The organism is Nostoc sp. WHI, from assembly GCF_015714725.1.
GTDB lineage: Bacteria > Cyanobacteriota > Cyanobacteriia > Cyanobacteriales > Nostocaceae > Nostoc.
In genome coordinates this window covers 1-2601 of sequence record NZ_WBKM01000327.1, presented here as the reverse complement: position 1 = coordinate 2601, position 2601 = coordinate 1, and the positions used below count along the sequence as shown (strand labels likewise).

Here is a 2601-nt window from a genome sequence, read left to right as displayed (position 1 = left end):
TGTTCAATTTTTTGTGATAAATCGGTGAGATTAGGGATTGCTCCGGTTTCGTTGCTATTAGATTCACTTGAAAACTGTGACTCCAACTTATCAAGTCGTGAGCAAATATCTAACATCGTTTCACTGGTCGGACTGGGGTGACTATTATTACCAGTAACCAAGTACTCCTCAACACTTGCCTTAATCTTAGAGTCCAAGCGTTTATCTAAAACATTACCACCAATTGCATCAAGGTTATCAAGGTCATCTAGGTAGAGTTCGATAAATTGGGTGAGCGTGGCTGTTGCCGTCGTACCTTTTTTTTTGCAACGGGCGATAAACTGCGACCACATCTTTTGGTCACAGTTAAAAGATGCCAGTTTCTTGTTTTTCCCTGTTTGGCTCATGTCTAGGTAAACCGGGATTATCCGCAATAAAGGTGAGCGCGTCATTTCCAATTCGCAATTCGCTTTTTCGCCCATTCGCAATTAATAATACCCCACGCATGAATGCGTTCCGTTGAATAGTGATACTACGTGTTTTGTTTCTTTTCATAATTGAAATTAGGGGCTTGTACCCTAAATGAATCAATTATCAATTACGTCCGCAATTGCGAATTGCGAACTGCGAATTGCGAATTGTTCGGTCATCTACCTTTATCGCTACCTTGACAGTATCATTTTGGAGCGCAGGAGTGCGATCTATTTTTTGGATAGACATCACCCCTTACCAATTCCAGCATCAATCATTTTTGCCAACGACTCGGCATTGAATCGAGTGAGCGCTTCTGCCAGTTGTTGAAAATAGCGGTATTGCTCATCGGCATAATCGCCAGGTTCGAGTTCTAAAAGTTCACAAAATTTCAGATAATCAACTCGCCAGTGAAACTCACCAATACATGAAGCAAATCTTTCAGCTAATTGCTGCGATTCTTTTGTCGCTTCTGTGGGTCTGCCGTTGTGATTACAGGTATTATTACGCTCAGTCATTTTTTGGTGTTAATAGTAAGTTTGTATTATTAACGATTTTATCCCAGGCTTAAACACTTAGAGGATTGCCTTAGACAATTTTTCATCACCTTAAAACTGTTTGGTTCTAATCGCTGATAGGATGATTAACCATCGGGGGTAGTGCAAGGGGTGAAAATTGACCGTCACGGAAAGGCAAAGGTATTGTCGCCGGAAGAAATCGGGCGCCTATTCACTTCGGGGTTGACCACAGTTCGGGACAGAACTCTCGGTGCGGTGATGCTGTACACTGCCTGTCGTGTTTCCGAATGCGTCACCCTAAAAATTCAGGATGTTTATGACAGCAGAAGGCAAGTCAGGCCAGAACTGAACATTCGCAAAGGCAGCACGAAGGGGAAGCTGTCCACTCGAACAATTCCTGTGCTAGATGATCTGCGGCATCACCTGGAATTGTATAAACCCAAAGTTTCTCATGATCGCTATCTTTTCCCAGGACGCTGGGGGCGCGGTCATTTGCATGAGGATTACGCAGCACTAATTTTTCGGAGAGGGTGCAAACGGGTAGACATCGAAGGCGCAAGTACTCACAGTTGCCGCCGAACTGCACTGACGCTAATGAGCAATGCCTCTATTCCATTGAGAGTAATTCAGCAAATCAGCGGACATCGGAACCTAGAGCAATTGCAAGAGTATCTCGACGTGGAACCGTCGCAAATTCGGGGTGCGATCGCGGCGTTGTCGATGCTGACTCCAGTGGTGGGAGATGGTAGTAAAAGCGATAGCACTGCTGAGAACAACACTAAGTTGATGACGGATTTCTAGATCGGAAAATATACTAAAGACGATCTAAACAGAACGGATGGCAAATAAAGACTTTAAGGATTTTTCCCAAAAAGCCATTTACAATTCCATTGGCAGAACTGTTTCATCAAGCCACTGATAAAATTGAGGCACAGATTGCTCCAGTTTACGCAGTTCATCTGCTGCGATCGCCTCCAACTCCAACACCGTTTCCCAGCGCAAATCACCAGCCCATCGCTTGAGAATGCCCTGAATCGTGTCTACCCCCTGTTTAATACCGACTCGTAGCATTTCAACACAATGGAGTAAGGTAGTGCGATCTGTTGGAGGTGGATCAAATTCCGTAGTATCCCCCCCCTCATTAAGGGAAATCCCTATACAATCATGGGGGGGGGTGGATACGGGGGATAAATCAGCCTCAACGCCATATCCAGCCCCTATTGTAGCTTGATAATAATGGTCGGACGCACAATGCGATCGTTTGCTCTGGCGGTGAGCAATTACTTGTTTTGCAAATTCCAATTCCTCTTTAGATAACGAGTAAATTTTCACCTGTTCACCGCGCTTCCCCTGCTTGCGGCAGGTCAACTTTAGCCCCAGCTGCTCTACCATTGTGGCCAGCAACCATATCGGTTCACATTCCGAGGGGACAGTAAACCCAAGAATTGCTTTCACATGAGTTGCACAATTCTTGGCGATCGCCATCATATTTATTAACTCCGGGTCGTTGGCATTAACTTCGCCCCCGGTGACTAACCGCTCAAGGATCTGATGCAACCCTAAGTTGAAACGTGCTAGCCACCGCGCCGAGTAATTGCCCCAGTCCATACATAGAGGTAAATTGTCTCGTTCG

2 protein-coding genes and 2 pseudogenes are annotated in these 2601 nt (G+C 45.3%); 1 reads left to right on the top strand and 3 read right to left on the bottom strand.

The window, feature by feature from the left end; all coding sequences use genetic code 11:
* Both F8S12_RS33265 and F8S12_RS33260 read right to left on the bottom strand, forming a co-directional pair.
* A pseudogene (locus F8S12_RS33265) lies at positions 1-431 on the bottom strand (hypothetical protein); the annotation flags it as partial.
* A gap of 267 nt (positions 432-698) precedes the next feature.
* The gene (locus tag F8S12_RS33260) at positions 699-968 is read right to left on the bottom strand and encodes a hypothetical protein (RefSeq protein WP_196520533.1); all 270 of its coding nucleotides are present in this window, start codon (positions 966-968) and stop codon (positions 699-701) included.
* Between the two features lie 150 nt (positions 969-1118).
* On the opposite strand from F8S12_RS33260, the gene F8S12_RS33255 reads away from it, so the two are divergent.
* Positions 1119-1769 (top strand): tyrosine-type recombinase/integrase, encoded by a 651-nt coding sequence (locus tag F8S12_RS33255; protein WP_196520532.1) that lies wholly within the window; start codon positions 1119-1121, stop codon positions 1767-1769.
* A gap of 78 nt (positions 1770-1847) precedes the next feature.
* On the opposite strand, the pseudogene F8S12_RS33250 reads toward F8S12_RS33255, so the two are convergent.
* Positions 1848-2601: pseudogene (locus F8S12_RS33250) on the bottom strand (bifunctional DNA primase/helicase); the annotation flags it as partial.